This window comes from Rossellomorea sp. FS2, from assembly GCF_047915635.1.
GTDB lineage: Bacteria > Bacillota > Bacilli > Bacillales > Bacillaceae_B > Rossellomorea > Rossellomorea marisflavi_A.
Map to the genome: position 1 here is coordinate 307,891 of NZ_JBLRVS010000007.1, position 23,061 is coordinate 330,951.

Consider the following 23,061-nt stretch of genomic DNA (forward strand, 5'->3'; position numbering starts at 1 on the left):
AACCTTACATTTTCTCCGGTGCAGAAACCCCAATCAATGCCAAAGCATTCTGAAGCGTAATCCGTACCGTCTTCACTAGCGCCAAACGGGCCGTCGTCAACTCACGGTTCTCCCCATCAAGAACTTTATTCGCATTATAGAAGCTGTGGAAAGCCGAAGCCAAGTCATTGATGTAATTGGCCATGCGGTGAGGCGTACGTTTCTCGGCTGCATCCGCGATCGTCTGCGGGAATTCACCAAGCTTCTTCAATAGATCGATCTCTTTCTCCGTTCCGATCAGGCTCAAGTCCACCTTGTCTTCAGACGCAAGCCCCTGCTCCTCAGCCTGACGAAGGATACTGCAGATCCGCGCATGGGCATATTGTGCATAATAAACCGGGTTCTCATTCGACTGGGAAACGGCAAGATCCAGATCGAAGTCCATATGCGTATCCGCACTTCTCATCGCAAAGAAATAACGAACGGCATCGAGGCCGACTTCTTCTACCAATTCACGAAGCGTCACGGCTTTACCTGTACGCTTGCTCATCTTCATCTTCTCGCCGTTCTTGTACAGATGGACGAGTTGGATGATTTCCACTTCAAGCTTGTCGCGGTCGAAGCCAAGTGCCTCGACAGCAGCCTTCATACGAGGGATGTAGCCGTGGTGATCTGCTCCCCAGATGTTGATGAGGACATCATGGCCGCGGTCGAACTTATCTTTATGATACGAAATGTCAGGGGTCAAGTACGTGTACGTACCGTCATTCTTGATCAACACACGGTCTTTATCGTCCCCGAGTTCAGTTGATTGGAACCAGGTCGCTCCGTCTTTTTCGTATACGTGGCCGTTGTCTTTAAGCGTTTGTAGGGCAGCATCGATCTTCCCGTTATTGTAAAGGGATGTTTCGGAATACCAGACGTTGAATGGTACACGGAACATTTCCAGATCCTTTTGAAGCTTCGCCATTTCAGTCTTCAAACCGTATTCACGGAAGAACGCATAGCGATCCTCTTCACTTGCTTCTGCGTATGTGCGGCCGTGCTCGGCAGCGATATCCTTCCCGATCTGGATGATATCGGCACCGTGGTACCCATCCTCAGGCATGGCTTTGTCTTCGCCGAGTGCCTGGAAGTAACGTGCTTCCACTGAGACAGCAAGGTTATGGATCTGGTTCCCTGCATCATTGATGTAATACTCACGCGTTACCTCATAGCCTGCCTTCTCGAGGACGTTGCACAGGGAATCACCGACAGCAGCTCCACGGGCATGACCAAGGTGAAGGTCACCGGTAGGATTGGCGGATACGAATTCCACGTTCACACGCTCTCCGTTTCCGGCATTGGATTGTCCATAGTCATGACCTTCATCAAGGATGACAGGAATCAAGTCGTTGAGGTAGGCATTGTCCATGAAAAAGTTGATGAAGCCCGGTCCTGCGATGTCCAGCTTTTCGATGGACGCTTTGGATTGATCAAAGTGGTTGATCAGCTCTTCTGCAATCATGCGCGGAGCTTTTTTTGCCACCCGCGCGAGCTGCATCGCCATATTCGTGGAATAATCCCCGTGGGTTTTATCCTTCGGAGTCTCCAGGATCACATCAGGGATCTGGTCTTCAGTGGCAAGTCCCGCTTTAATGACAGCGTCCTTGATTTCAGCTTTCAGTTTTTCTTGCACGTTTTCAACAATATTCATGGGTCTACGCTTCCTCCTTGTAATGAATGGACATGATATACTCTCCAACCGGATTGCCTTGCATCTTCAGTTGATAGGTGAGATTGAAATCCCCTTCAAGGGATGTATCCATCTGTGTGTGGGATAGGGAATGGGTCTTGGTGGTCAATAACAGTGTCCCCAACTGACTTTCATACGAGCCATTCTGTTCTTCCTCTTCGTTGAAGGCCATCCTCATCTTGACGGCTCCGCTACGGAGGATCAGGGCCTGACGGTCGGTCAGCTTGACGATCGTATTGGTGGTGCCCTCTTCTTGTACCTCATCGTATTTCAGGAAAACGGCTCCTGCTTTCTCATAATATCGGCCGAACGAGATCAATTCATATGAATCGCTCTCTTCCCCGATGGTAATCTTCGTTTTCAAGTGAATTTTGACAGGGGTGGAATCGGTCGGTGAAGCTGTCAAACCACTCACATCCTTTTTAGTATGCTGTATTGGTGCTATGTGTAATGGCTCAGATCGGTCTTGTCTCACCTGAACCATTGAATCGTCTATTCATTGGACTCGGCTGCCTGTTGGAGCCTGCCCTCTAACTTATTAATTATAAGAACTATCCTGATAAAATGCAATGGAAGGTCCGGGATTTCGGTGAGGATATGAGGAAAAAGCCCCTTGGACCGGAGTCTCAAGGGGCTTAGGAAAATCATTGATTACATCCAGCCGAGAAGCATTTCACGGATCAGCTTGCTCGCTGTGTTGGCCGTTTGCTCGGATGGATCATAGATCGGCGCAACTTCCACCAGATCTGCACCGACGATGTTCACTTCAGAACGGGCGATTTCATGAATGGACGCAAGAAGTTCTTTGGACGTGATGCCTCCAGCATCCACTGTACCCGTGCCCGGAGCATGGGCCGGATCAAGGACATCGATGTCGATGGTGACATAAACCGGACGTCCCGCGAGTGTCGGCAGGATTTCCTTAAGTGGTTCCAGGACTTCGAATTTTGAGATATGCATCCCATTTTCCTTCGCCCATTGGAACTCTTCTTTCATACCGGAACGAATCCCGAAGGAGTACACATTTTCAGGTCCGATATGCTCAGCGATCTTGCGGATCGGAGTCGAGTGGGAAAGGGGCTCTCCTTCATACTCTTCACGAAGATCGGTATGGGCATCCATGTGGATGATGGCAAGATCCGGATGCTTCTTGGCTACGGCTTTCATGACCGGCCACGATACAAGATGCTCCCCACCCATGCCGAATGGTGTCTTCCCATCTGCCAGCAGACCATCGATGTAGTCTTCGATCATATCCAGACTGCGCTGGGCGTTCCCGAATGGAAGGGGGATATCCCCTGCGTCGTAGTATTTTACTTCTTCCAGCTCACGATCAAGGTAGGCGCTGTACTCTTCAAGTCCGATGGAAACCTCGCGGATACGGGTTGGGCCGAAGCGTGAACCCGGGCGATAGCTGACGGTCCAGTCCATCGGCATGCCGTACAGGACGACTGAACTTTCTTCATAAGAAGGATGACTCTTAATAAATACATTGCCTGAATAGGCTTCATCAAAGCGCATGGTGTTCTTCCTCTCTTCAAGAAGGACGGACCCTGATTCGAAGGTCCGTCCTTTTCATTTGTTTTATTCTGTCAGGTCTTTCACGAATTTAGGCAGGACGAATGCTGCGTTGTGAAGCTCTTTCGTGTAGTACTTCGTTTCGATTTCGTGGAAACGCTCTGCCGGTACGTCTGTCGGATCGTATTTCTTTGAACCGATCGTGAAGGCCCACATGCCGCTTGGATAGGTCGGGATGTTCGCAGTGTAAAGACGCGTGATCGGGAAGATCTCTTTCACGTCCTTTTGTACTTGGCGGATCAAGTCTGCTTTGAACCATGGGTTATCACACTGAGCGACGAAGATCCCGTCTTCTTTCAGCGCTTTGGAGATCCCAGCATAGAAGCCTTTTGTGAAGAGGTTCACGGCAGGTCCTACAGGTTCTGTTGAATCGACCATGATGACGTCATATTCATTTTCACTTTTGGCGATATGCATGAATCCGTCACCGACTTGAACATCGACACGTTCGTTTTCAAGTTCTCCTGCAATCTCTGGAAGATACTTCTTGGAATACTCGATGACTTTTCCGTCGATATCAACCAATACCGCCTTCTTCACGCTTGGGTGCTTCAACACTTCACGGATGACACCGCCATCTCCTCCACCGACGACCAGGACGTTCTCGGGATTGGGATGGGTGAAAAGGGGTACGTGTGCGACCATTTCATGATAAACGAATTCGTCTTTCTGACTTGTCATGACCATTCCGTCTAGGAAAAGCATGTTCCCCCATTCTTCCGTTTCGGCCATTTCAAGATATTGAAAATCCGTTTGCTCCGTATGTAAAGTCTTCTTGATCTTCATCGTGATCCCGAAGTTATCCGTTTGTTTCTCTGTATACCAAAGTCCGCTCATTTGTTCTACTTCCTTTCCTTGTAAAGTATGGCTGCAGTAAAGGTGTGCTGCAGCAGGCTCTATTGTTCAGTCCCTAGACCGGTTGTCTTCATTGTCCAACATTATCCTTCCCTTTCAGGATAAATACAAACATGAGAAAAAGTATAGTGGAAACTCGCAAAAATTCAAGTGAAATTTTCAGGAACATTCCACACTCCCCGAATAGGAAGTGAATATTCGACTGATGATGTTTAAAACCCCTCAAATTATCTCATACTACTAAATAAGAAAGGCAGGTTCTGATAGATTCTGCTTGAGAACGACAGAAAGAGGGGGAAGGAATGGAGACGATGGTCAAACAATTCGGTAAATCGAAAAAATATATCAGGCTGGCAGCAGCCGCTTGCCTTGCCATAGTGGTACTCCTCCTATTGATGCTCCTTGCCATACTCATTTACGCCAAAGTAAAAGGTCCACCCCCGCTCGCTGTCCCCCAGGCCAGTCTCCTTTACGGAGAAGACGGGTCGGTGATCGGTGAAACGAATACGGGCGAGAAGCGATACTGGGTCGACCTTGATAACATATCTCCCTATTTGATCGAAGCGACGATTTCCGTCGAAGATAAACGGTTCTATGAGCACTACGGCTTCGATTTCAAACGGATGGGAGGCGCAGCCCTTGCTGATCTGAAGGCGATGAGCAAGGTGCAGGGGGCCAGCACCATCTCCCAACAGTACGCCCGGAATCTCTTCCTCTCCCATGATAAAACATGGAAACGAAAGATTTCCGAAGCGATGTACACCTTGCGCATCGAAATGAATTACTCCAAGAAAGAAATCCTTGAAGGCTATCTGAATACGATCTATTACGGTCATGGCGCCTACGGAATCCAGGCAGCGAGCCAGTTCTACTTCGGAAAAGACGCGAAGGATCTCACCCTTGAAGAAGCGGCGGTTCTCGCCGGGGTTCCGAAGGCCCCTGTCTACTACTCACCGATCAGCCATCCTGACAACGCGGGTAAAAGACAGGACCTTATCCTGGATTCCATGGTGGAAGATCGTCGCATTACGCAAGAAGAGGCCGATTCTGCCAAAAACCATAAGCTCGCCATTACGGGTACCCATCCGAATCAGACGGCGAATGTCGCACCCTATTTCCAGGATGTCGTCAAAAGCGTGCTTCATTCAGAGCTTGGGATCGATGAGCGCACGATTGAAATGGGAGGGTTGAAAGTCTATACAACCTTGAATCCCGATCACCAGAAGATTGCCGAGAGAGTCGTGGCTGAGCAGATTCCACAGGATTCCGACCTTCAGCTCGCATTCGTCTCGATGGATCCTTCTTCAGGGTACGTATCGGCAATGGTCGGAGGCAGGGATTATGAACAGAGCCCTTTCAACCGTGCCGTCCAGGCCATCAGACAGCCCGGATCCACGATCAAGCCGCTCCTTTACTATGCAGCGCTGAAAGAAGGCTATACGCCGTCGACCAGGATGAAGAGCGAGCCCACCTCCTTCACCTTCAATGACGGAGAGTCGACGTATGAACCCCATAATTATAATAATCAGTACCCCAATGGGGACATCACGCTTGCGCAGGCCATCGCCCTTTCCGATAACATCTACGCGGTCAAGACCCATCTATTCATCGGCCAGGACACGCTGCCGAAAACAGCCAAGGAACAGTTCGGAATCACGACGGATATCAAAAAGTACCCATCCTCTGCCCTCGGAACATCCGGCGCCAGGGTCATCGATATGGTCAACGCCTACAATATGTTTGCCAACGGTGGATACAAAGTGAAACCCGTTTTCATCACCAAGGTGGTGGACTATTCAGGGAAGACGATTTACGAGCATGCTTCCAAGAAGGAACCTGTCCTTGACCATGATCTTGCTTTCGTCATGACCCATATGCTGACCGGTATCTTTGATCCGAAGCTGAACGGCTATGCCAATGTGACCGGCACCCAGATCATCGGAGATGCCACCCGTCCCTATGCCGGGAAATCGGGCACGACGGACACGGACAACTGGATGATCGGGTTCACCCCTCAGCTGACGGCAGGGGTGTGGACCGGATTCGATAAAGGCGAAGAAGTCAATCTCGCCAACGACAAGTATTATGCGAAGAAAATCTGGGTGAACTTCATGGAACAGGCCCTGAAGGACGAGCCCATCAAAAGCTTCAAACCGACGAAGAATGTAATCGGAGTGGCAGTGGATCCACAAAGCGGAAAACTTGCCACCAAGGACTGTCCCGTCCAGCGTTTCACTTATTTTGTGAAAGGGACGGAGCCGACCGACTACTGCCAGACCCATCTCCGTGACGGGAATCATGGCAAAGAGCATCATCCCCCATCCAAGAAGCGGAAGCCATGGCTGGACCGGTTCAAGGAATGGATCTTTTAGACAGACAAAAAAGAAAGACCCGGATCTGTGCGTGATCCGGGTCTTTCCATGTCCTAGTTCATGTGCAAACTGTGCTTTCATTTTACTTTTATTCTCAACAAAGTACAAGATAGGAAAGTCACATAGAGTAAATGTTCACATTTTGTTCACAAACGCTTTCATTGGCTTAACAGTGCGCTTTTCAGCTCATCCTTCGAACGATCCCACATCCCCTGATCATGATTCTTCAGGAACGTTGCGAGGACGCCCTTGGACTTTTCATCCATCTGTTCGACGATGATATGGCGTTTGATCGACTTATCCATGTGGTTCACGTGCTCCGGCATGGATTTATAGCCCCTTCTCTTTTCCCTGTTCACCACAAGCTCACAAGCTGTCACACCTGCATAGTAAGGACCGTCTTCCATCCGGTCGATCGTCACCCATATCAGCCAATAATTTTTCCCGCCTGCCGAATCTTCCCTGTTATTCGTAAACTTGATGCCCTTTTCAATGGGGCTCCGTGCATGCATGGCTCCGACTTCGATGGTGGCTTCGCCTGCTTCCACGTCGATCATGACGGGTGATACATTGTCCAGACTGAGGGCGCCGACACCGTATCCTCCATGCCCATCCGTCGGGTCATTTTTGATGATGTTGAATCCGATATTTTTCTTCTTCTCCATCCTGTCTCACTCCTCTATACTTCAATTGATTTTGACTACGAAAATAGTGAATAGATTGCCGTGAAAATGCTGTTAAACGTTTGATTCACCGCTGCAATCCCGTTGAAAAGCAACGGTCTGATCGTATAGTTCCCCAATGGGGTAATGACGAGTACGATGAAAATCAGTGCACCATACTGCTCATACTGGCTCATCTTAGAACGCACATGGGGCGGTGCCAGATCCTCTATCACCCGGTATCCGTCCAACGGCGGAACCGGTATCAGATTGAAGACGAACAGCAGGACATTTAAGTAAACCATCATCTGAAGAAGATTCACGATGAACGACGGGACCGCGAATCCACTGACGCCAATGAAGAAAAAGAACAGGGCGTAAGCGATGAAGGCCACTAAAAAGTTGCTGAGCGGGCCGGCAAGGGACACAAGGATCCCGGCAAGCTTCGGATTTTTAAAACGCGAACGCTGGACCGGTACCGGTCTTGCCCACCCGAAACCTGCGATCAGGAGCAGAAGCGTCCCGATCGGATCTAGATGCTGAGCCGGATTCAGCGTCAGGCGTCCCTGATCCTTCGCCGTATGGTCGCCGAAGCGGTAGGCCACATACGCGTGGGCAAACTCATGGACCGTGAACCCCACGACGAGGGAAATGATGACAAACGGCATCTCGTTCAGCCGAAAAATGGAAATGGCTTCAAAAAGCTGACGGAATGTTTCCAAGGTATGTACTCCTTTATCTGTTTCATATATTTTCTTATTCCCCAGTATACAGGAAAAGTCCTGCATCCGTAGGCTGAATATGTCTTGCCTGTCCAAGCGTTACCCGATACAGTTAAGGTATAGGCAAAAGCCTATCACAGATTGTATCAAATTCAAAAGCAGGGAGCGAATGTAAATGCCTTATGTTACCGTGAAGATGCTGGAAGGACGCACCGATGATCAGAAGCGCGCACTCGTTGAGAAAGTGACGGAAGCCGTCAGCGAAACGACCGGTGCACCTGAAGAGAAAGTCGTCGTCTTCATCGAGGAAATGACCCCTAACCACTACGCGTCAGGCGGCAAGCGCTTAAGCGACCAATGAACCATGACGGCCCTATGTTGCGGCCGTTTTTTCTTTGCCCAACATAAAAAAGGACCGCTTCAAGCGCAGTCCCCTCCATCCTAGTGAATGACCTTTTTCAAGCTTTCGATGTAGGCATAGGCCTCATCCACTTCTTCATTCGTATACTTTTGTTTGCTCTTCAGGGTGAAGACCTTTTCCGCCACTTCTTCTTTCGGCAAGGTATCAAAGTAAAGGACCGTCGATACGAGCTCAAGGAAACGGGCCGATTGACCGTTCATATCCGTTAAGCAATCCTTGAGGAACGGCATGTCCTTTTCATAGATTTTCAAAAAGTCCTCCCCTTCTTCCGTGACGGAGTAGCGGTATTGATAATAGCCGCCCTTCTTCTCCTTCACTTCCGAGATGAACCCCATATTGCATAATTCTTCCACTCTGAGAGTCAGTTCCTCTGAATAGGGACCATAGAAATGAAATTCAAAGCGCTCCTGAAACGGGAAGGCCAGCTTCTTCGCGATGAAGATCATCTTCTGAAGCTTCTTCCTCCCGATCACTTCTCCCGATGCCATGAAGGCGCTCATCAATTTTGCGTGTTCTTTCAACAATGTACGTCATCTCCTACTCCTAGTATTGCATGTCTAGCCACCGTGTCGTCATGTGAGTTCTAAGATGCTGCGAATCTGTCTTTTTATATTCTTCTTCGTGGATTCGTCATAGAGAAGATCCACTGGATAGTATAGTTTATGGTCTGTCCGGCGCTTCCCGGAGATGGAATCGACGATATCCGACTGCCTTGAAAGCTCCCTCAGCTCATCGTTCTTCATCAGAAGGTGAATCGGAAGGCGTTCCTCCTCTTCACCGGGACGGTAAAAGTCGTACGGCAGATCTGATGAGGAATCGACAACAAGATAGTAGTCGGGATCGATGCCTGCTTTTTTGAAGAGGGCTTCGAGTTCACTATGCTTCTTGTATTCCTTAGCCGGGTCGAATTCGACGTATTTGAACAGGTTGCGATTCATGAACCGCTCGCACAGATCGCGGAGGATCGGGTCTTCTTCTTCCTGCCAAATCTGAAAATAGTACGTGATGACCCCTTCATCAAGCTTCAGGTAATCCTCCAGGGAAACATCCCCCTGGAACAATGAATAAAAGTGGATCGGTTCCTGTTTGAAGGAATAGGAATCTTCGTAAAGCTCCTTCGCCCTATGTAAGATCTTCGTCAGGATTACTTCCGCACTCCGTGTGACGGGGTGGAAGTATACCTGCCAATACATTTGATAGCGGCTCATGATGTAGTCCTCGACGGCGTGCATCCCGCTCTGCTTGATGACGACCTGATCTTCACGCGGTCTCATGACACGAAGGATCCGCTCCATATCGAAGTGGCCGTAGCTTACTCCGGTGAAATAGGCGTCCCTCTGCAGATAATCCATGCGGTCAGCATCGATCTGACTGGATATGAGGCTGACGACAAGTTTATTCTTATAGGTTTTAGCAATCACTTCCGCGACATGTTTCGGGAAGTTCTTTGACACTTTTCTCAGCACTTGGTTGACCTCGGTGTCCCCAAGGATGATCGCCTGGGTGAAATGCTCGTGATCCATATGGAAGACCTTTTCGAATGAGTGGGAGAACGGTCCATGCCCAAGGTCGTGCAGCAGGGCGGCACAAAGGGATAAGAGGCGCTCATCGTCGCTCCATTCTGGTCTTCCTGCGAATACATCATCGATGATCCTGCGGATGATTTCATAGACTCCGAGGGAATGGTTGAAACGGCTGTGTTCCGCACCGTGGAAGGTCAAGTAGGTAGTTCCCAGCTGACGGATCCTGCGAAGGCGTTGAAACTCTTTTGTTCCAATCAAATCCCAGATCACCCGGTCCCTTACATGAACGTATCGATGAACAGGGTCTTTAAATACTTTTTCTTCATGTAATTTCTGCTTGGCATACTCCATCTTTTACCCTCTTCCTAACTAGCATCTTTCTATTATAGCGGCTTTTTACCCACGATTCATCTCGAATTGTGTCGAAAAAAATAGGTAATTGTCTTCGAGGCTTTTCATTCCTGATGTTTTGGGGAATGAAATTTTTTTGTGATTCTGACCCCTCTTGACAGGAGTAGAGAACCGCTGGTTTTTGAATCGTTCTGCATTGTTCCTATATTTCCTTTTTCTGTTTGGTGCAAACCTGTTTGTTGGATTTATGGGTTTTGCGGAGGGTGGTTCATAGTCATTCTGGATGGGACGTTCCATTTCGCTGCGGGACCACGGCTTTCCTCGGGAGGGCGTCCGAGCCTCCTCGTGCCTGCGGGGTCTCGGTCATCCCTCTTTTCCGAAGGAGTCCGGATCCCTTCGCTTCCTTTCACTCTTTGGTGACATTTTGATTCCCTTTTTGCATTCATCGTTTCCGCCTAGCTCATTTTTGGTTCTACTTCATGGTTGTTCTTGATGGGACGTTTCATTTCGCTGCGGGACCACGGCTTTCCTCGGGAGGGCGCCCGAGCCTCCTCGTGCCTGCGGGGTCTCGGTCATCCCTCTTTTCCGAAGGAGTCCGGATCCCTTCGCTTCTTTTCACTCTTGGTGATACTTTGATTCCCTTTTTTCATTCATTGTTTCCGCCTAGTTCGTTTTCGGTTCTGCTTCATTGTTGTTCTTGATGGGACGTTTCATTTCGCTGCGGGACCGGCTTTCCTCGGGAGGGTGCCCGAGCCTCCTCGTGCCTGCGGGGTCTCGGTCATCCCTCTTTTTCCGAAGGAGTCCGGATCCCTTCGCTTCATTTCACTCTTTGGTGACATTTTGATCCCTTTTTGCCATCGTTTCCGCCTAGCTCATTTTTGGTTCTACTTCATCGTCGTGCTGGATGGGACGTTCCATTCCGCTTCGGGGCCGGCTTTCCTCGGGAGGGTGCCCGAGCCTCTTCGTGCCTGCGGGGTCTCGGTCATCCCTCTTTTCCGAAGGAGTCCGAATCCCTTCGCTTCCTTTCACTCTTTGGTAGGACTCAGGATCTCTTTCTACACTTTTCGTTATATTGCAAAATGAACATGTCACTTTAGGTTATAAGTTTGATTTCATTCTTTCTCGCATTCTTTTACTTACATTAGCCGTCTGGCCCTGTTTGTCTTCTGCTGTCTGTGATCAGTATGGAACACCAATATGCTCTTCTTTATAAACAATAAAACTTCCTTCTTGGTGAGGGAAGTTTTGGGTTATTTGAGTCGGTGCGCGGGCTTCTCCACAATGGGTTTAGCAGGCCGTGCTGATCTGTGTTGAGAGTTATGCAGGTAGGCGGTGCAAAGTCTGAAATTCAGATGGCCTAGCCATCTGGAATTGGCATTGATTTGTCCTTTTCAGACGGTTTTTCTACCTTTGATCCAACACCGTTCCATACGATACTCTTTTCGGCTTTGTTTTGCAAGGGAGGTTCACCCAAGCAACGAAACTAGCAGACCAGAATTTTTTTTAGCATATTCGTATAAAAATGGTGCGAGCTGTCAAAGATGATATCAACGACATATTACTATATGGGGGTTGAGAGGAAATGACAGTTAAATCAAGACAAGATGCCTGGACTGAAGAAAATGATCTTTTACTGGCAGAAACCGTCCTTCGTCACGTGCGTGAGGGCAGCACTCAGCTAAATGCATTCGAAGAAGTGGGAGATCAGTTGAATCGTACGTCGGCAGCATGCGGATTCCGTTGGAACGCAGTGGTGCGCCATCAGTATGAGAAAGCTCTTCAACTAGCAAAAAAACAGAGAAAGCAGCGCCATCGAATTCTGGGGAAAGATCAAGGTGGGAAGAAGAAGCTATTGTATCAGCCGCCTGCACCTTCCTTCGATGATCTGGATGCTATGTCTCTATCAATGCCGGAGGATGATATTCCCTTCTCCCTTGATGAGTTCATCCATAAGCCCCAGTCAGAGGAAGCAGGACAGCCGGAACAACCGGTACATGAAGCAGTACCCGTTGCCTCTAAAGGCGAAATGAGCATCGAGAAGGTCATTGCGTTCCTGCAACAGTACGCCCTTTCCAATTCCGATGTATACAAGATTGAGAATCAGCGTTTAAAGGGTGAGATCCATGAGCTCAGAAAAGAAAATGAGGCATTGGGTAAAAAGGTGAATGAGCTGGAGAACAACACAGTGACCATGCAGGAGGATTATGAAACCCTCATGCAGATCATGAACCGGGCACGTAAGCTGGTCCTGTTTGATGAGGATGAAGCTGCAAAATCACCGCGCTTTAAAATGGACCGCAACGGCAACCTGGAAAAAGTGGCAGAAGGTTGATAAAAGAGGGTGGCCCCGACAAACAATCGGGTCCACCCTCTTATTTCATTCCGAGTACCTTCGCATTCCTGTCTACGACGCGCTCGTAATATGCTTCATACATGGCGTATTCTTCCCCTTGGAGGGATGAATTGTAAAGCTGCCCGCTGAATGAGTGGAGGGACGTCAGGAACCTCATCATCACATCCTGGACCGTGAGCTCGACCCCCAAGAGTTCGGCAAGGCTCGCCATGACGCTTGGGTCGATATCAGGGAAGGTGAATTTCGATGGTTCACCCTGCAGCCCCACCTCGTAGAACCGGCGGATGAGCTCTGCACGTTCCGAGCCGCTTCCGTTGACGCAAAGGTAGATCTGGACCGCCACGCCTCCTCGGATCCTGCGCTGGGAGATGCCGGCGAACTTCCGGTCGTCGATACTCAGGTCATAGCCGCCGGGGCAGTAGGAGCGGGTGATTTCTTTCGCTTCGATCTGCCCGCTTACTTCCGGGAACATCTCTTTGACGAGAAGCCACATGGCATCATATCCCCTGTTGATGTCGATCCCCTTTTCCGAATCGGGGAAGACGAGGGACAGGTTGAGGACCCCCTCATCCAGGACGACGGCAAGGCCTCCTGAGTTCCGGACAATGTAGTGATACCCGGCTTCTTCAAGCACTTCAAGGGCATCATCCAGAAATGGGAGTTTGGTGTCCTGGATGCCGAGGACCACGGTCTGGTGGTGGACCCACGAACGGGCAGTGGGGTCGGAGTCTCCTGATCCCGTGACGGTGCATAACGTATCATCCATCGCGAACGACTGCAGGGCACCGAAGACCGGTCCGAGGCTCGATTGATCAATCACCCTCCACCGGTCTTGGCGGAGGAGCTCATATACTTTATCTTTCTCCATCATGTTTCTCCTTCGTATATCTTCGATTTGTCCATTATAGCATAGCGCCCATAAAGCAAAAAAGACCGGTTCCCACCGTGGGAACCGGTCTAAAGCTCTTACAGTGCTTGAGCTGCCGTGATGAGGGCAAGCTTGTACACGTCTTCTTCATTACAACCGCGTGAAAGGTCGTTCACCGGCGCGTTCAATCCTTGAAGGATCGGTCCAACCGCTTCGAAATTACCAAGGCGTTGAGCAATTTTGTATCCGATATTCCCTGCTTCAAGGCTTGGGAATACGAAGACGTTGGCATTTCCTTGGATGTCTGCACCTGGAGCCTTTTTCTCTGCAACGGATGGAACGAACGCTGCATCGAATTGGAATTCTCCGTCCACTGTGATGGAAGGTGCTTTTTCTTTTGCAATGGTTACGGCGTCAACCACTTTTTCTGTTTCAGGTGATTTAGCAGATCCTTTTGTTGAGAAGCTCAACATGGCAACACGAGGATCGATATCGAACATTTCCGCTGTTTTTGCACTTTCGATGGCGATTTCAGCAAGATCTTGGCTGTCAGGGGAAATATTGATCGCGCAATCTGCAAATACATATTTCTCTTCTTCACGTACCATGATGAAGACGCCTGACGTTTTACGCACGCCTTCTTTTGTTTTGATGATCTGAAGGGCAGGGCGCACAGTGTCTGCTGTTGAATGAGCCGCTCCGCTTACAAGACCATGAGCTTGTCCAGTATATACAAGCATGGTTCCGAAGTAGTTTCCATCAAGAAGGATCTTTTTCGCGTCCTCTTCCGTCGCTTTGCCTTTGCGGCGTTCAACGAATGATTTCACCAAATCATCCATGCCTGCAAACGTTGCAGGATCGATGATTTCGCAGCCTGCGAGTTTCACATTCTGTTCATGTGCCTTCGCTTCGACCTGCTCTTTGTTTCCGATCACGATCGGCGTCAGGATGCCGTCTGCAGCAAGGCGGGAAGCGGCAGTAAGGATGCGCTCGTCAGTGCCTTCAGGGAAAACGATCTTCAACTCTTTACCTTTTACTTTATCTGTCAGTGTCGCAAATAAATTACTCAATAGAGGAACCTCCTTGATTTATACATATCCAATCTTAGAATACTCTTCTCATAGAGGAATTCAAGGGAAACTCGATTTGGTATCGCTTCCACTATAAAATTCTTTGTTTTCAAAAAACGATGCACTCTTCCTTTACCCGGAATCTCTATGAATACTCATATAGTCTGTTCCCTCGTGTTACCCTTTATCCCTGATTGTGCCATTTTTACGACATTCAAGTATGGGTATGCGCTTTCATTGGTGAAACTATGATATAGTAATGGATGGATATTGATTAAAGGAGTGATCAAGTTGGCAGAACCGGCACAAACATTGGATGGTTGGTATTCCCTTCATGATTTCCGGGCAATCGATTGGACGACATGGAAGATGCTCTCCAGCGAAGATCGTACGGAAGCCATTGCGGAATTCCACCGCTTTTTAGATAAGTTGAACAGCACACAGGATGCGAAGGAAGGCAGCCATGCCCTCTATTCGATCGTCGGACAGAAGGCTGATTTCATGCTGATGATCCTGCGTCCTACCATGGAAGAACTGAACGAGCTTGAGAACGAGTTCAACAAGTTGAAGATCGCTGAGTTCACCGTTCCGACATTCTCATATGTCTCAGTAGTCGAATTGGGTAACTATATGCCTTCAGAAGGCGATCCTTATGAAAATCCTTATGTGAAAGAGCGACTATACCCGATCCTACCGAAGGCGAATCACGTCTGCTTCTATCCGATGGACAAGCGCCGCCAAGGAAACGATAACTGGTATATGCTCCCGATGGAAGACCGTCGCGATATGATGAGGAGCCACGGGATGATCGGCCGTAAATATGCCGGCAAAGTGAAGCAGATCATCACGGGCTCTGTCGGTTTCGATGACTACGAATGGGGCGTCACGCTGTTTGCAGATGATGTCCTTCAGTTCAAAAAGCTTGTGTACGAAATGCGTTTTGACGAAGTCAGTGCACGTTACGGGGAATTCGGTGCTTTCTATGTCGGGAACCTTCTTCCTGAAGAAAAGATCGAAACATTCCTGCATGTGAACTAAACCAAACGCGTCCCGGAACCTTTTCCGGGACGCGTTTTCTTATGTAAAAAGCTCCTTTCTCCAATCAATAGAGGATTTACATGAATAATCCCCTTTTCCTCCTCATACAGTGAATTAGTGAGACAGTCAGGTACCGTAAATTCTAAAACGGTCCACAAAGTATAGGAATCAAGGTGCTGATTGATGGGCATCTGGAGAATAAAGGGAGGTCAACGCGTTGTCTAATTATCCTAACTATGGGCAAGGATACAACCAGTATAATCCGTATAGTCAGTATGGAGGCCAGCAGAGTCAGAGTCAGGGACAGAACTTCAATATGCCGCAATCAGGGGGGAATTACATCCCTTCCCCGACAAACGCCCCGGCACCATCGTCACAGAACGTTCCCGGCATGCTTCCGATGGAAGAATCGTACATCGAGAACATTCTCAGATTGAACAAAGGGAAAGTCGCCACGGTATATACCACGTTTGAGAATAATAAAGAATGGAATGCGAAAGTCTTCAAAGGAATCATCGAAGCTGCTGGGCGGGATCATCTCATACTCACCGATCCACAGACAGGCATGCGCTATCTTATCCCGATGATCTACTTGGATTACATCACGTTTGATGAAGAAATCGAGTATGAATATCCATATGCTCAAGGATATTCACCTCGAAGATAATGAAAAAGCCGTCATCCTCCGTGGATGGCGGCTTTCCATATTATCATTATAAATTTTTCGTGGCAAAAATGATCAGGAGCACCCAGGCAGCAAGGAAGCTGACACCTCCAAGCGGTGTGATGGCCCCCAGCACCTTGATTCCTGACAGACTCAATACATACAGGCTTCCTGAGAAAAGAATCGTTCCGATCAGCATCAACCAGCCTGACCATGATAAGAGAGAGCTTGGTGCAAGGTTTCCAAGCATGACTCCAATGATCAGGATCCCGATAGCATGGAACATCTGATATTGAACACCTGTATTCCAGGTCTCAATATATTTGGCGGAAATCTTTCCTTCTAGGGCATGAGCACCGAACGCGCCAAGTGCCACGGATAGGAAAGCATTTATTGCTCCGATGATGATGAATGTCTTCATTGCTCTTCGTCCTTTCTTTATTTGAAGCTTTTATTAGAAATCAAAAAGGGATGAACCATTCGCACCATCATCCGTTTCCAGCGGCTCTTCCTTCTGGAGGGAAACCGGCTTGGATATCGGTTCCGGCTGCGGGATATATTGAACGGCTGACTGTTGGAAAACCGCAGGTGCTTCTCCCGCCTGCTCTTCGAGGAGCAATTCGCACATCGCCTTGATGGAATAAATGTGTTCCCGGATCTGGCTGGCCTTTTCAGCATTCCTTGCCTTCCCGATCTCCATCTCCATCTTCTTGATTAAAGACTGATGAGGGATATTCATGTTGTCGTACTCCTTTCAACATCCTCATGAATTCGTTTACCTACTCCATAATCCTAATTGTTCGTGATGAAATTAGCAACTGGTCGGACCCTTCGTTTTCTCAACGAATTTCAAGCAGGGATGTCCTGAGGATTGGTGGACAACAGCCGAGGGCATCGACTTCGTTTTGAAGCCGTATCCCCTGCAGCCACGCGGATGCGCCGGTTCCCAGGTTGTATAAAAATAGGCGCATTGAAAACAGTTTACTTGCGTCGCCTTTGACTTCATTCCTCCACTTCCTTTTCTAAACGTTCACAGAATTGTAAGGAACCCTTCTCCTCACTGGATGTTTCACGTGAAACAAGCTAGTCGATGCACCAATCGATCTCCGGGATATGATGTTCTTTCAAAAACTGATTCGTTCTGGAATATGGTTTGCTCCCAAAAAAGCCTCGATGTGCTGACAGCGGACTCGGATGCGGAGATTTAATGATGAAATGGACGGATTGGTCGATCAATTTTTCTTTTGCCTGAGCAGGTTTTCCCCACAAGATGAATACGATCGGCTTATCCCGATCATTCAACGTTTTGATCACATGATCCGTCAGACGTTCCCATCCATTGTTCCGGTGGGAGTGAGCTTCCCCGTCCCTCACCGTCAATACCGTATTCAAAAGGAGGACACCTTCTTTTGCCCATTTTACCAACGAACCATGTTCCGGCACAGGGCAGCCGATGTCGCTTTCAAGTTCCTTGTACATATTCCGCAGGGACGGGGGAATCTTTACCCCTTTCTTCACGGAAAAGCTCAGTCCCTCTGCTTGATTCGGTCCATGATAGGGATCTTGGCCGAGCAGGACCACCTTGACGTCGTCATATGAGGTGTAGTGGAATGCATTGAAGATATCGAACATGGGCGGGTATACCGTATGCTCGTCATATTCTTTCTTCAGCCACTCCCTCAGAGACCGGTAATAGTCTTTATTCAACTCATCATCTAACAAATCCGCCCAGTCATTTTGAAAAATCATGCCAGACTCCTTTCCACTCTCTCTATTTGGTTATCTGCTCTTCTACTATAGCTTCATCGCGGAACACCTGTAAATCCACTACTCCCTGCCAGAGGGTTTCATTTCTACGGACTGCCCCCCTGACGTTTAACTCTATGTACAGCGGGAACAGTACTCATAAGAAATCACAATTTTTTATTGGAGGGTATTCATTCATGTATAAAGTACACACGGTAGAAAACGTAGTCGAAGCAAAGAAAGAAATCGAAATGCTGACAAGCCAGGGATATACAAAGGACGATATCTTCGTATTTGCACATGATAAGAATCGTTCCCAGCATATCACCGAGGGGACCGATACGGAATCGGTCGGACTCAAGGAACAAGGGGTATTCGACGCAATCGGGAACCTGTTCCAAAAACGCGGTGATGAGCTGCGCTCCAAGATGAAAGCAGTCGGACTCAATCAGGCAGAAGCTGATACGTATGAGGAAGAACTCGACAAGGGGAAATTAGTCATTGTCGCTTCCAAACACGGAATCGATCACAACCAGGGCGTCCTTTAAAACACAATTTGGAGAAGACACCGGCCACCAAGCCGCCGGTGTCTTCTTTTGTATGTCATGAGAATAAACAATTTGATATTCCCTATGTGTTAGTATATTCTTTAGTCAGACTTTTACATTTACACCCGCACTATTTAGGAGGAGTTCAACGATGACATTGAAAAAAACACTAACCATTGCTGGTTCTGATACAAGTGGGGGCGCAGGCATCCAGGCGGACCTGAAAACCTTCCAGGAGCACGGCGTTTATGGCATGACCGCCCTTACCACCGTCGTAACGATGGACCCTGCCGATCATTGGCACCACAACGTACACCCCCTTCCTGTAAGCACCCTTGAAGCTCAGCTTGAGACCGTCCTTTCTGTCGGGATCGATGCGATGAAAACCGGGATGCTGGGTACGGTGGAAGTCATCGAGCTTGCCGCAAAAAAAATCGATCAATACGGCTTAAATAAAGTCGTCATCGATCCGGTGATGGTATGTAAAGGGGAAGATGAAGTTCTTCACCCGGAAACAACCGACGCTATGAGAGAGCACCTCCTTCAGCGCGCCACGGTGGTGACTCCCAACCTTTTCGAAGCTGGACAGCTTGCTCAGACTGGTCCAATCAAAACCATTGAAGGCATGAAGGAAGCCGCAAAGAAAATCCATGACCTCGGAGCAAAGAACGTAGTCATCAAAGGCGGAAAGCAGCTTGAACACACAAAAGCCCTCGATCTCTTCTATGATGGAACGGACTTCACCATCCTGGAAGAAGATAAAGTGGATACCACATACAACCATGGAGCAGGATGCACATTCGCTGCTGCCATCACTGCAAATCTTGCCAATGGACAGGATGTAAAAGAAGCTGTGACAAATGCAAAAACATTCGTAACAGCTGCCATCAAGCACGGATTCAAGTTGAACGAGTATGTAGGGCCTGTCATGCATGGCGCTTACAATCGATTTGATAAATAAGCCTTTCTCAAGAGACCGTCCTGAAGCTGAGCACAGCATCAGGACGGTCTCTTTTTTGATCCTTTGGCCCGGCATACGGATGCAGAAGATGCCGGATGGGAATACTAAAATCCGCATATGCGGATTCTCAAACAGAGTTTTCGCTTTCGGACACTAAATTTAGTAAGATAGTACATAATGGTTTTTTCATTATGAGGAGGATATGATATGAAGCCCATTCAATTAGCGGATGTGCAAGGACTGATCAATCAGTTCGCACGTCAAGATATTTATATACATTTAGAAACGACCAACGGTGCGTACGCATCTCATTTCAACGAGAACTTCTTCTCCGCAGGCGCCTACATCCGAAACGCCAAGGTCAATTATGAGCATGGAAAGATCGTCGGAGACGGTCCCTTCCGTGTCGGATTGAAGCTTGAAATCGGCTGGATCTATGCTGAAGGCTTGACCCATTATGAACAAGATGATGAAGGCAGGCTGCTGATGGCCGGACACGGAGCTGATGGAAAACTGGCCGTTGCCCTCGAAATCAGCCCTACCCCATTCAAGTAGAACGATTTTTTGATAAAGGAGATTTCAAAATGGAAAAAGAAAGACAATTACTCGTAATCTTTCCCCATCCCGACGACGAAGCGTTCGGTGTATCCGGAACGATCTCATCTCATGTCAATAACGGAACCCCTGTCACATATGCATGCCTGACCCTTGGTGAAATGGGCCGTAATTTGGGGAATCCACCATTCGCCACACGGGAATCCCTCCCTCTCATTCGTAAGAAGGAACTGCAAAAAGCAGCTGAGGTCATGGGAATTCAAGACCTTCGCATGATGGGTTACCGCGATAAGACTGTCGAGTTCGAAAATGATGAAAAGCTCGCGAATATGGTGACAGAACTGATCGAAGAGCTCGACCCTTCCCTGATCATCACATTCTACCCTGGCTATTCCGTCCATCCAGACCACGAGGCAACCGCCCGCGCTGTCATCAGGGCCGTACGCCGTTTGCCAAAAGCTTCCCGTCCGAAGCTTCACTGCCTGGCTTTCTCGAATGGATGCGAAAAGGAACTCGGCCAACCGGATATCACAGTCGATATTTCTGCTGTGAAGGAGCAAAAGCTCAACACGATGAGAGCCCATATCTCCCAAACCGCCTGGATGCTGAAAGATTTGGACAAAGGCATCGAGCAAAATGATCCTGAGGCCCTTCGCTGGGTAACCAACGAGCGATTCTGGAGCTATCAGTGGGAAAAAGACTCTGTTGAATAACGTTATTACGTGATAATACACAACCCCCAAGTCCGGGATTTCAGCGGTCTTGGGGGTTGTTTGCGTTCTTTTTATGAGAGGATTACTTAAGATGGGGACCGGTCCTTTTCCACTGGAGTTAAGTACCCTCCACTTCAATCCACTTTTAAGTTTTCATGAGGATCCAAACATTTCTATACGCGTTGTGGGCTCTTTTTTTCGTTTGCATAAGAGATGTTAGTTTCCAGTAAAAACGGGGTGTTTAAACGTGTGTATAAGGCACAGGGATGTTCCTTTCCGCTGCAGGTGCTTGCTTTCCTGCGGGGAGGGCGTCGAGCCTCCTCCTTTTCCGCTGGAGTCAAGCACCTTCCGCTACAATCCACTTTTGGTTTATTTATAGGTAGCATATGAATCCATTTCACTACTAATCAAAGCTTCTTTATTTAGTTGATTATGAAAGGTTTGCGGTTTAATTGGTCCAACCAGGTTAGTCATCTCTTCTACTTCTCATCACTATTGAATCCTTGCATCCTTCCCCTGAATAAAACATTCAAGCCTTCAACCCATTTTTTCATTAGGTATGGATGGAAAAATGGTCCGTTCCGTTCCGCTGTGGCCACCCGCTTTCCATGGGGCGTGCGGTGAAGCGCAGAGAAGTGAAATGCGCCCCTCCCCCCTATTAATTTAAAATATGGTTTGGTTGAGAGCCATTCAAATTCATCCACATCATCCACCAGCACTGCGAACTGGACCCGTTCTGGATGTTTCTTCATATCTTCAAATACCTTTTGTTTAAGTCCCTGTGCTTCTTTTTCATTTCATTCTATTAACTCATCGACAGCGTTTGGATACTTCTTTTAGAAAAAAGAATATGAGAGCCAGTCTCTATATCCCCTCTGTTAAAGATCCGGATAAAAATCAAACCATGATGTTCCAGGGAAGATAAAGAGCATATAAAAATAAGGGTTTAAGGAGGTACACACTCTAACAAGGTGATTAATCAATGCCGGTTTGCTGGCTTGTAAAACAGATCGAGGAGAATAGAAATTGATAGGAAACAAAACGATATGCTTAGACCTAACGGGTTTACTTGTGAGGTGCAAACAGTCAAATATCATATGAAATCTCATAAGTAATAACTAACAAAACACTTGGTAATTCACAAGGTAAATCACACAAAAAAGACCGATTATTGAAAAGTCAGTCTTTTTTATACCCAATAATTGTCTTATTCAATTAACGCACCTGTTAGTGTAAGTGAAAGAATATACAATTCTAATTCCTTATTTAAGTTATGCAAAGAAACAATGCATAGATGGAATAAAAAGGAAACTTCAAATTTCCTGGAAGCTCTTTTTTCTGTCTTTGATACCTTTTTATAATATGTAATTATTTTGCAATTACAGGAACCCAAAGTTCATTTCTCGGTTTATGTTTTGGTGGATAATAGCATTCGATACAAGGAATATCAGCAAGTTCATATACAGAAGTTGGAACCCATTCTGTGTATAATCGCTTCCACGCATTCGTGATGCCTGGAAAGACAGCCCAAGTGCGATGGGTAATATTTAGCGTTTCCATATCACTCGGTACATTTCCATCATATCTGACACCCATAAAGTATGTAAATTCTTCGTCCATAATGGCTGCTTCTTTCCCACAAACGCCCAAAAGACTTTCAAGAGAGCATTTTGGTTCTTCCCAAGACATATCAATCAATTGTTGCATAAATCCATCTTTTTTAGCACTGCTCCAAAGCGTAGGAATTGTTTTAAAGGCTCTATTTGTTTTGACTACTTTACCTTTTCCTATAACTTTTAAATCAAAATCTAGATTTTCAATCCGATACTCCATTTCGGTATCCCCTTTTATTGAAATTATTTAAATGCCAGTAAATTAATTTTATTTCTTCCAATAAACTCCTTCTTACGCTAGCATGCACCATTAGTTGAAGAACTGAACTGAATTTTCTAAATATTATACTTATTTTAACATAAAACTCCACATAACCTTCAAAAAAATCATCCTTATGATATAGGATGATTTCAAAGGAAGTGGTGTGCTTTAGTTGAGACGAATTCAACATTAAACACCTGATAGAAGGCGTTCATGATCGTCTCGTCCCCATCTGAAACGAAACGCCACTTTTGACTTTGTAACATTTGTCTGAGCAACCAAAGGTGGGCAGTCACTGTGTAACCTAACTTAACGTGAAGCCCATCAATATAATTCTTTCTTCGCATAAACAAGAATTGCTTTCTTTTAACCTCCTTTAGAAGCTACCACTACTCCTAAACCGCATAGTGCATTGCAGCGAAGGCCGACCGACTCCCGCGGGAATAGTGGGCTGGTGAGACCCTGCAGGCGC

General features: G+C 47.6%; 24 protein-coding genes and 1 pseudogene. 9 read left to right on the top strand and 16 right to left on the bottom strand.

What is annotated here, in order from left to right:
• Nucleotides 1–4 precede the first annotated feature (4 nt).
• The 4 genes from argS to speE form a co-directional block, all read right to left on the bottom strand.
• Nucleotides 5–1,675 (bottom strand): arginine--tRNA ligase, encoded by a 1,671-nt coding sequence (gene argS / locus ACNA6I_RS20885; protein WP_048004814.1) that lies wholly within the window; start codon nt 1,673–1,675, stop codon nt 5–7.
• Nucleotides 1,676–1,679: 4 nt separating this feature from the next.
• Nucleotides 1,680–2,129, bottom strand: a complete 450-nt coding sequence (locus ACNA6I_RS20890) for a DUF1934 domain-containing protein (protein WP_053072050.1) — start codon at nt 2,127–2,129, stop codon at nt 1,680–1,682.
• A 236-nt stretch (nt 2,130–2,365) separates the two neighbouring features.
• Entirely contained in the window at nt 2,366–3,235 is an 870-nt protein-coding gene (gene speB / locus ACNA6I_RS20895; RefSeq protein ID WP_048014303.1) for an agmatinase, read from the bottom strand.
• Between the two features lie 63 nt (nt 3,236–3,298).
• The gene (speE, locus tag ACNA6I_RS20900) at nt 3,299–4,129 is read right to left on the bottom strand and encodes a spermidine synthase (protein WP_048014304.1); all 831 of its coding nucleotides are present in this window, start codon (nt 4,127–4,129) and stop codon (nt 3,299–3,301) included.
• Between the two features lie 320 nt (nt 4,130–4,449).
• Between speE and ACNA6I_RS20905 the strand changes: the two genes are divergently transcribed.
• The gene (locus tag ACNA6I_RS20905; RefSeq protein WP_048004810.1) at nt 4,450–6,519 is read left to right on the top strand and encodes a transglycosylase domain-containing protein; all 2,070 of its coding nucleotides are present in this window, start codon (nt 4,450–4,452) and stop codon (nt 6,517–6,519) included.
• A gap of 158 nt (nt 6,520–6,677) precedes the next feature.
• On the opposite strand, the gene ACNA6I_RS20910 is transcribed toward ACNA6I_RS20905, so the two are convergent.
• Nucleotides 6,678–7,184: a YwhD family protein gene (locus tag ACNA6I_RS20910; RefSeq protein WP_048004809.1), complete on the bottom strand. Its 507-nt coding sequence runs from the start codon at nt 7,182–7,184 to the stop codon at nt 6,678–6,680.
• Between the two features lie 35 nt (nt 7,185–7,219).
• Complete coding sequence (locus tag ACNA6I_RS20915; protein WP_048004963.1) at nt 7,220–7,849, bottom strand: site-2 protease family protein; 630 nt, start codon at nt 7,847–7,849, stop codon at nt 7,220–7,222.
• A gap of 229 nt (nt 7,850–8,078) precedes the next feature.
• On the opposite strand from ACNA6I_RS20915, the gene ACNA6I_RS20920 reads away from it, so the two are divergent.
• Nucleotides 8,079–8,264, top strand: coding sequence for a 2-hydroxymuconate tautomerase (locus tag ACNA6I_RS20920; RefSeq protein ID WP_048004808.1), 186 nt, complete (start codon nt 8,079–8,081; stop codon nt 8,262–8,264).
• An 80-nt stretch (nt 8,265–8,344) separates the two neighbouring features.
• Here the strand turns inward: ACNA6I_RS20920 and ACNA6I_RS20925 are convergent, their stop codons facing one another.
• Both ACNA6I_RS20925 and ACNA6I_RS20930 read right to left on the bottom strand, forming a co-directional pair.
• Nucleotides 8,345–8,848: a YwgA family protein gene (locus ACNA6I_RS20925; RefSeq protein ID WP_048004807.1), complete on the bottom strand. Its 504-nt coding sequence runs from the start codon at nt 8,846–8,848 to the stop codon at nt 8,345–8,347.
• Between the two features lie 48 nt (nt 8,849–8,896).
• On the bottom strand, nt 8,897–10,198 hold the full coding sequence (locus tag ACNA6I_RS20930) for an HD domain-containing protein (protein ID WP_048004806.1): 1,302 nt from the start codon (nt 10,196–10,198) through the stop codon (nt 8,897–8,899).
• A gap of 1,582 nt (nt 10,199–11,780) precedes the next feature.
• On the opposite strand from ACNA6I_RS20930, the gene ACNA6I_RS20935 reads away from it, so the two are divergent.
• Nucleotides 11,781–12,530, top strand: coding sequence for an RsfA family transcriptional regulator (locus ACNA6I_RS20935; protein WP_063191069.1), 750 nt, complete (start codon nt 11,781–11,783; stop codon nt 12,528–12,530).
• Between the two features lie 40 nt (nt 12,531–12,570).
• Here ACNA6I_RS20935 and ACNA6I_RS20940 read toward each other — a convergent pair whose 3' ends face one another.
• A complete protein-coding gene (locus ACNA6I_RS20940; protein ID WP_414130893.1) occupies nt 12,571–13,422 on the bottom strand; it encodes a biotin/lipoate A/B protein ligase family protein in 852 nt (283 codons plus the stop codon).
• A gap of 95 nt (nt 13,423–13,517) precedes the next feature.
• Complete coding sequence (gene pta / locus ACNA6I_RS20945) at nt 13,518–14,489, bottom strand: phosphate acetyltransferase (protein ID WP_048004803.1); 972 nt, start codon at nt 14,487–14,489, stop codon at nt 13,518–13,520.
• 291 nt (nt 14,490–14,780) lie between these two features.
• On the opposite strand from pta, the gene hemQ reads away from it, so the two are divergent.
• Nucleotides 14,781–15,527, top strand: a complete 747-nt coding sequence (gene hemQ / locus ACNA6I_RS20950) for a hydrogen peroxide-dependent heme synthase (RefSeq protein ID WP_416314120.1) — start codon at nt 14,781–14,783, stop codon at nt 15,525–15,527.
• A 217-nt stretch (nt 15,528–15,744) separates the two neighbouring features.
• Nucleotides 15,745–16,194, top strand: a complete 450-nt coding sequence (gerQ, locus tag ACNA6I_RS20955; RefSeq protein WP_048004801.1) for a spore coat protein GerQ — start codon at nt 15,745–15,747, stop codon at nt 16,192–16,194.
• A 46-nt stretch (nt 16,195–16,240) separates the two neighbouring features.
• Here the strand turns inward: gerQ and ACNA6I_RS20960 are convergent, their stop codons facing one another.
• From ACNA6I_RS20960 to ACNA6I_RS20975, 4 genes are all read right to left on the bottom strand, one after another.
• Complete coding sequence (locus ACNA6I_RS20960; RefSeq protein WP_048004800.1) at nt 16,241–16,612, bottom strand: DUF423 domain-containing protein; 372 nt, start codon at nt 16,610–16,612, stop codon at nt 16,241–16,243.
• A 33-nt stretch (nt 16,613–16,645) separates the two neighbouring features.
• Entirely contained in the window at nt 16,646–16,930 is a 285-nt protein-coding gene (locus ACNA6I_RS20965) for a YwdI family protein (RefSeq protein WP_048004799.1), read from the bottom strand.
• A gap of 100 nt (nt 16,931–17,030) precedes the next feature.
• Nucleotides 17,031–17,162 carry a hypothetical protein gene (locus ACNA6I_RS20970; protein WP_372907019.1) on the bottom strand — a complete coding sequence of 44 codons (132 nt, stop codon included), beginning with the start codon at nt 17,160–17,162 and terminating at the stop codon, nt 17,031–17,033.
• A gap of 112 nt (nt 17,163–17,274) precedes the next feature.
• The gene (locus ACNA6I_RS20975) at nt 17,275–17,940 is read right to left on the bottom strand and encodes a uracil-DNA glycosylase (RefSeq protein WP_063191071.1); all 666 of its coding nucleotides are present in this window, start codon (nt 17,938–17,940) and stop codon (nt 17,275–17,277) included.
• 194 nt (nt 17,941–18,134) lie between these two features.
• Here ACNA6I_RS20975 and ACNA6I_RS20980 point away from each other — a divergent pair, with 194 nt between their 5' ends.
• The 4 genes from ACNA6I_RS20980 (at nt 18,135) to bshB2 (ending at nt 20,714) form a co-directional block, all read left to right on the top strand.
• Nucleotides 18,135–18,485, top strand: a complete 351-nt coding sequence (locus ACNA6I_RS20980; protein ID WP_063191072.1) for a general stress protein — start codon at nt 18,135–18,137, stop codon at nt 18,483–18,485.
• A 151-nt stretch (nt 18,486–18,636) separates the two neighbouring features.
• Nucleotides 18,637–19,446, top strand: a complete 810-nt coding sequence (gene pdxK / locus ACNA6I_RS20985) for a pyridoxine/pyridoxal/pyridoxamine kinase (protein WP_148794484.1) — start codon at nt 18,637–18,639, stop codon at nt 19,444–19,446.
• A 207-nt stretch (nt 19,447–19,653) separates the two neighbouring features.
• Entirely contained in the window at nt 19,654–20,001 is a 348-nt protein-coding gene (locus ACNA6I_RS20990; RefSeq protein ID WP_048004795.1) for a YojF family protein, read from the top strand.
• 29 nt (nt 20,002–20,030) lie between these two features.
• Nucleotides 20,031–20,714: a bacillithiol biosynthesis deacetylase BshB2 gene (bshB2, locus tag ACNA6I_RS20995; RefSeq protein ID WP_048004794.1), complete on the top strand. Its 684-nt coding sequence runs from the start codon at nt 20,031–20,033 to the stop codon at nt 20,712–20,714.
• A gap of 479 nt (nt 20,715–21,193) precedes the next feature.
• Here the strand turns inward: bshB2 and ACNA6I_RS21000 are convergent, their stop codons facing one another.
• Together ACNA6I_RS21000 and ACNA6I_RS21005 are read right to left on the bottom strand one after the other, a co-directional pair.
• Nucleotides 21,194–21,466 (bottom strand): hypothetical protein, encoded by a 273-nt coding sequence (locus tag ACNA6I_RS21000; protein WP_416314121.1) that lies wholly within the window; start codon nt 21,464–21,466, stop codon nt 21,194–21,196.
• A gap of 616 nt (nt 21,467–22,082) precedes the next feature.
• Nucleotides 22,083–22,571: pseudogene (locus ACNA6I_RS21005) on the bottom strand (GyrI-like domain-containing protein); the annotation flags it as partial.
• Nucleotides 22,572–23,061: the final 490 nt, after the last annotated feature.